Origin of the sequence: Enterococcus sp. DIV1298c (genome assembly GCF_017316315.1) — a bacterium.
Classification (GTDB): domain Bacteria; phylum Bacillota; class Bacilli; order Lactobacillales; family Enterococcaceae; genus Enterococcus_B; species Enterococcus_B mangumiae.
Genome location: NZ_JAFLWG010000009.1, coordinates 21,337 through 27,912, shown reverse-complemented (window position 1 = coordinate 27,912; position 6,576 = coordinate 21,337). Strand labels below are relative to the sequence as shown.

General features: G+C 37.0%; 6 protein-coding genes and 1 rRNA gene. 2 read left to right on the top strand and 5 right to left on the bottom strand.

Going from position 1 to position 6,576, the window contains the following annotated elements; translation table 11 throughout:
• Window positions 1-142: 142 nt before the first annotated feature.
• Window positions 143-258 (top strand): 5S ribosomal RNA (gene rrf / locus JZO83_RS02040).
• 213 nt (window positions 259-471) lie between these two features.
• On the opposite strand, the gene JZO83_RS02035 is transcribed toward rrf, so the two are convergent.
• The 4 genes from JZO83_RS02035 to JZO83_RS02020 all read right to left on the bottom strand — a co-directional run bounded on the left by JZO83_RS02035 (window position 472) and on the right by JZO83_RS02020 (window position 3,881).
• Window positions 472-942, bottom strand: coding sequence for a glutathione peroxidase (locus JZO83_RS02035; RefSeq protein WP_207114870.1), 471 nt, complete (start codon window positions 940-942; stop codon window positions 472-474).
• Between the two features lie 214 nt (window positions 943-1,156).
• Window positions 1,157-1,615 (bottom strand): S-ribosylhomocysteine lyase, encoded by a 459-nt coding sequence (locus JZO83_RS02030; protein WP_206856743.1) that lies wholly within the window; start codon window positions 1,613-1,615, stop codon window positions 1,157-1,159.
• A gap of 151 nt (window positions 1,616-1,766) precedes the next feature.
• Complete coding sequence (locus JZO83_RS02025) at window positions 1,767-2,915, bottom strand: cystathionine gamma-synthase (RefSeq protein ID WP_207114869.1); 1,149 nt, start codon at window positions 2,913-2,915, stop codon at window positions 1,767-1,769.
• Window positions 2,916-2,963: 48 nt separating this feature from the next.
• Window positions 2,964-3,881 (bottom strand): cysteine synthase family protein, encoded by a 918-nt coding sequence (locus JZO83_RS02020; RefSeq protein ID WP_207114868.1) that lies wholly within the window; start codon window positions 3,879-3,881, stop codon window positions 2,964-2,966.
• 374 nt (window positions 3,882-4,255) lie between these two features.
• Between JZO83_RS02020 and efp the strand changes: the two genes are divergently transcribed.
• Window positions 4,256-4,816 (top strand): elongation factor P, encoded by a 561-nt coding sequence (gene efp, locus JZO83_RS02015; RefSeq protein ID WP_206856737.1) that lies wholly within the window; start codon window positions 4,256-4,258, stop codon window positions 4,814-4,816.
• A gap of 60 nt (window positions 4,817-4,876) precedes the next feature.
• On the opposite strand, the gene JZO83_RS02010 is transcribed toward efp, so the two are convergent.
• The gene (locus JZO83_RS02010) at window positions 4,877-6,373 is read right to left on the bottom strand and encodes a helix-turn-helix domain-containing protein (RefSeq protein WP_207114867.1); all 1,497 of its coding nucleotides are present in this window, start codon (window positions 6,371-6,373) and stop codon (window positions 4,877-4,879) included.
• Window positions 6,374-6,576 lie beyond the last annotated feature (203 nt).

Genomic DNA, 6,576 nt, shown 5'->3' with positions numbered 1-6,576 from the left:
GTACAGTGATGTATGGAGCGGACTGATACTAATCGATCGAGGACTTAACCAAAATAAAATGAAAAACTCGGAGAGTTTCTTACTGATACTTCAAATCCAGTTTTGAGTGAACAAGATTTACTCAGAAATAGATAACACCAAGTGTGGTGGCGATGGCGAGAAGGATACACCTGTAACCATGCCGAACACAGAAGTTAAGCTTCTTAGCGCCGATTGTAGTGAGGGGTTGCCCCTTGTGAGAGTAGGACGCCGCCACGCAAATGAAAAACAGTTGAACGAAAGTTCAGCTGTTTTTTTTGTCTATTTTAAAAATAAAAGGAGCTTCTCACAATCGCTTAGTCAAAAAAATACATGGTCTTGAAATGAAAAAATGGATTTCAAGGTCATGTATTTTAGTTAATGGTAGTTGTTTCTCAAAATGAAAATGAAGTTATTTTTTAAACCCGAAAAAGTTGATCACTCTATTATTGATTAAATAATCGCTTCGATTGATTCTTTCATTTTTAAGGGAGAAGTTTTTGGCGCAAAACGTTCAATCACTTGCCCATCTTTATCAATAAGGAATTTTGTGAAATTCCATTTGATTGCTGGAGTCAAGGTCCCTGGTGCTTGTTCTTTTAAGTAATCAAATAAAGGGTCAGCATCCGCCCCATTGATCACTGTTAGTTGATGCATAGGAAATGTGACGCCATAAGTTGTGCGACAGGCCTCGGCAGCATCATTTGCAGAAGAGACTTCCTGTTTAAATTGATTCGAAGGAAAGCCCAACACGACTAAGCCTTTTTCCTGATAGGTCTGATAAAGTTCCTCCAACTGTTCGAACTGTGGAGCTAAACCACATTTTGTTGCAGTATTGACGATGATCATTGGTTGTCCCTTGTATTTATCCAATGAGTAAGTTGTACCATCTTCTAATGTGACATCAAAATCGTAAATATTCATCGATTATTTCCTCCTTTAAACGTTATTCCTTCGTAAACTAGTGATAGCAGTAGCTTGCTTCTTGCTAAACTCAAATTAGTATAAAAATGATTAAATTTAAACCGCAAAAGCTAAAAATAGGCCACGCTATTTGTTGCTTTTACGGTTTATATCTAGAAAATGTACCCTTCTTTTGGCTTCATTTCCGTTATTCTAAAATAAGCTAAGCGTCTATTTATACGCCAACGTCTGACCATTCATCTCGTTTTGCTAAAAATTCGCGAGCTAAAGCTTGCGCACCTTCTAATGTATGGTTTGCAGCCCAGCCACATTGGATCTCATTGCTTGCTGGAACTTCTGTTGCTTGTAGCACATCTTCCATCGTTTTTTCTAACACGTCTAAGATCTCGTCATAATTTTCATGATTGATGACAGTTAGATAAAAACCTGTTTGGCAGCCCATTGGTGACCAGTCAACGATATAATCTGCATGATTACGGATGTTTTCGGCAGTTAAATGTTCTAAAGAATGTAAACCAGCCATATCCATATGTTCTTTGTTTGGTTGTTTGAAACGCACATCGTATTTGATGATCAAATCGCCATGTTCACCTGTTTTGCGGTCGGCTACACGGACATAAGGTGCTTTCACTTTACGGTGATCTAAATTAAAACTTTCGACATTCATTTTCATATTGAATTACTCCTAACTCACTTATTGTCTCTTTTTTGGAAAATAGAAATCCTCAAAAAAGATTAGTTGATTTATTTAAATTCTAACACTAATTGAAGGGAAGGTGTATAAAACTGACTGATTTTTTTCGATTCTTTCTGGATAAGATGAATCAGTGATTTTTCATTTGTACAAATGCTTGCGTCAAATCATCTAAAAGATCTTGGGCATACTCGATTCCAACAGATAAACGAATCAGTCCATCCTTGATCCCAGCTTTTTCACGTTTTTCTTTAGGAACAGAAGAATGCGTCATGACAGAAGGGATTTCAACTAAACTTTCTACCCCTCCTAGACTCTCAGCTAAAATGAATAATCTCAATGATTCCACAAAAGGAATAGCATCCGCATCGTTTTTCAAAGTAAATGAAATCATTCCACTATAGCCGGACATCTGTTCTTTGGCGATCTCGTGATTATGATGAGTAGTTAGTCCAGGATAATAGACTGCTTCGACTTCGGGATGGTTCGCTAATAATTCAGCTACTGCAAAGGCATTTTTTTGGTGTTCTTCCATTCGGACACTTAGCGTTTTGATGCCACGTTGCATCAACCAACTATCTTGTGGGCCTAACACACTACCGATTGCATTTTGATAGTAGCCAATTTGGTCCGCCAATGCTTGATCATTTGTCGTTACTAAGCCAGCAACGACATCACTATGCCCACCTAGATACTTCGTTCCACTGTGTAAAACGATATCTGCGCCCAATTCTAAAGGTTTCTGGAAGTAAGGTGTAGCAAATGTGTTATCTACGATCGTTAATAGATCATGTTTTTTTGCAATTTCTGCTCCTGCTTTCAAATCAGTGATTTTTAGTAGGGGATTACTTGGGGTTTCTAGGTACAATGCTTTTGTGTTTTCCTGGATTGCTTGTTCAATCTGTGCAAGATTACTTGTATCGACAATAGTATACTGTAAGCCATTTTTTGTGAGTACATTGTCAAATAAGCGGAAAGTTCCTCCGTAGACATCATCACCTAAAAGGATATGATCGCCTGATTGAAATAAAGAAAATACGGCATGGATTCCTGCTAAGCCAGAGGCAAATGCAAAGCCACGAACGCCACCTTCTAAATCTGCGATCAATTCTTCTAAAGCAAAACGTGTTGGATTACCTGAACGTGAATATTCGTATTCTTTAGGTTGTCCTACCGCATTTTGACGATAAGTCGATGTTTGGTAGATCGGCACACTGACTGCTCCTGTTGTTGGATCTTCACTAATACCACCATGGATAAGTTTTGTTTGAATATGCATAAATGTTTCCTCCAATTTCTTCATTAAGTTTATTGTTTGGATGATTGCTCACAGATAAATATTTTTCGATAAGTAACGGTCTGATGTATCTGGAAAAATGGTGAGGATTGCCTGACCATTTGGTAGACGTTGCGCTTCTTTCAAGGCTGCTGCAAAAGCGGCACCACTTGAGCTGCCTACTAACAAGCCATGCTCTTTTGCAAGTTGACGGGTGTAAGCAAATCCTTCGGCGTCAGAAATGGTTTCAAACTGATCAATTGGCAAATCATCGAGGAACGGTGGAACAAATTCAACACCGATTCCTTCAATCTCATGTCCATGTGAAGGCCCGCCATTCAAGATCGATCCTTCTGGCTCCACACCGATCAAACGAAGCTCAGGGATACGTTCTTTTAGAAATTTTGCTGTTCCCGCAAATGTACCACCACTGCCGATTCCAGCAACAAAGCTGTCAATATTTCCAGCTAATTCTTCGATGAGTTCGGGTCCCAATGTTTGATAATAGGTTGCTGGATTGTCTGGATTTTCAAATTGCAAGGGTACGTAGCTATTTGGGATCTCAGAAGCTAATTGTTTACTTTTTTCAATAGCACCAACGATTCCTTCTTCTGTAGGTGTGTGTACGATCGTTGCACCTAGCGCTTGCATGATTTTTTGCTTTTCGATACTAAATTTTTCTGGTACGACAAAAATTGTTTTTAGCTTGAAATTTAAAGCTGCCAGGCCTAAACCGATTCCTGTATTTCCGGCAGTCGGTTCGATAATCGTTGTGTCTTGATCGATTTTTCCGCTTTCAAGACCAGAAGACAGTAAATACAAACCTAAACGATCTTTGATACTGCCGCCAGGATTCAAGTATTCCAGTTTTGCATAGATCACAGAATCTTTGGGCATAGGAAAATCTTTTGCAGTAAATTGATAGATGGGCGTATGCCCGATTGCTTCAGTAATTGATGAGATGATCACGAATCCAAACCTCCAAAAAGTAAAATAAAAAAGGAGCTGACTAATTAATCAGCTCCTTGTAAGATCATAAATTGAAAGACTAAGAAAGAAAACACTTTCACGACAGAAAGAGATCTTTCGTTCAACTATGAAGGGCAATTAATAGACATGGCAAACAGTATGCTGTTTTTACACACCATACAACAACAATACTTCAATTGTTTTGAGTAATTGATCGCCATGTTTATCCCTCCAATAGTGATTTAACTAAAAATATCATGAATAAACAAGAAAGTCAAAGAGTAAAATTTCAAAAACAATAATTTTCTAGTCTTATCAGCGTTTGTCTGATACAATAAGGGTGATTATGATTAAGATAAAAAGGAGCAAAAATAATGATCTCAGCAAGCGATTTAAAAGCCGGAATGACATTTGTCCAAGACGGAAAATTGATCAAAGTAATAGATGCAAGCCATCACAAACCTGGTAAAGGAAATACTGTGATGCGTATGAAACTGAAAGATGTTCGTACTGGCGCAACTTATGACACAACTTTAAGACCAGATGAAAAATTCGAAAAAGCGCACATCGACACAAAACCAGTCCAATACTTATATACAATGGATGACACAGCATTCTTTATGGATCTAGAAACATATGAACAATATGAGATCCCTGTAGAAACTGTTGCTGAAGAAATGAAATTCATCTTAGAAAACATGGAAGTAAAAATCCAATTCTTCGGTAGCGAAGTAATCGGTGTTCAATTACCAACAACTGTTGTGTTGCGTGTCGTTGATACACAACCATCGATCAAAGGTGCGACAGTTACTGGTTCTGGTAAACCTGCAACAATGGAAACAGGCTTAGTAGTCAACGTTCCTGACTTCATCGAAACGGATGAATTATTAGAAATCAATACAGCAGAAGGTTCATACGTAAAACGTGCGAAATAATCGAGTATAGCCAAAAAGCTTTTAAGCATCGTGCTTAAAAGCTTTTTTTACATAGATAAATCAATCGGAGAACAACGTTTGCAACTTGAGATGATGGACTTCTAATAGACGTTGATACAGCTCAGTTTCGAAGTCACTATAATGACAAAAGTCAAGGACCGTATATTTAGAAGGATCAAGCCCCTTAGGAATCAGTAGTGGGGAGCCGAAGATAAAAAAGTCATATTCTTCAGTGATCGGCAGTGTTAGCTGCTCGATATCGACAAAGGGAATCTTTTTGCCTAGATTCAAGATCTCAGCGGAAATCAAATGCTCTGAAACATTGATGAAACCAACGTTCAACTTATAATTCTCATCGATTTCTGAATAATACGGATAAAGTAAACACGCTTGGATAAAAGCTAATTCACTGATACATGCTTTCAGCCATGTGTAATTCTTTCGTTGAGCAATTTTTTTCCAAAAGCCTTCGATTTTGATGGTCAAGATACGTAAAAGTGGATACTTATCTTGAATATAAGAAGAGATAAATAACGTGGTTAAAGGGATTTTTTGCCTAAACAAACTAAAATTACCGATAGAAAGGTAAAGGTTCAAATACAAAGCGGGTTCCTTTTCAAAATGAAATGTACCGATAAATGTCTGACAATGGTTCTGGAACTCTTCTAAAAGATCCTTGACTTCATTATTTGGTTGGTGATAGGAATGTTGGATGATCGACATTCGAATATCTTGGTTGGAAGTAAGGAACGGCCAATAATAAAACAAATAGAACAACGAGTTTACTTCTAAGATATCTAAACGAACATTTGCGAACTTGAAGAAATCGTAAAAGAAGTCAATGTTTGTTCCGCTTGGAATAAAAGAATCTCTTGTTAATTTATAAATGTCAGTCGAATGGTTATTTTTGATCCTAGTCAAACAAATCAAACAGTGAAGACTCGCTTGCTTCTTTCCAAGATCAAACTTGTTCTTATGGTAATCTTCTTCATGCTTATAGATCAGCGCAGTGACTTCTTGACTAAAGGGAAGGATGTCCAAACTTTCCCCTAATGAAACAAACCAAAAGAAATTAAAAAAGATGATACGAATCAACATCTCAGATCCGGACAAGGTAAGATTCGATAAGTTCAAATTGATTTGATATTCTTTCAAATATTCAGCCAATTTTTTAGTTTGCCGAAAACAGGTCGAACGACTGATAAAGTGACGATTACAAAAATCAGCAAGGTCTTTGTCTTGTTCTGTCAGAAGACTGATCAATAGTTTATAAGGAACGCTTTCTGTAGAAAGGTAGTGTTGATACTGGGTGTATTGAACAAGTTGTTCATTGATGGATAACTTGTTTTTACTATGTAACAGTTTGATCTCAGTGAATTGTGCTAAATCTTCTTGTATGGCAAATAAGATTTTTTTGAAACGAACGGCACTAAAATGAAAATCTAAGTTTTCCCGCACATCATCCATGCTATATTCACCTGGTGATAATGTCATCAACTTACCGTATACACTTAATTTTGTTCTGGCATGATCATCTAATAAAATTTTTTCAATCAATTGGTCACCTTCTTTTTTGTTTTTAATATTAATACCTTATTTAAATTCGGTTGTAAATACTTGTCTCAATTTTCTAAAAAAACAATAGAGGATTTAGAAATTTTTTTAGTGGAGCTGTCTCAAATTTATCATTCAACAGGTGTGATTTTTGAGAGAAAAGAGAGAGTGGAAGGATTTAAATAACATATGGACATTATTCGTTC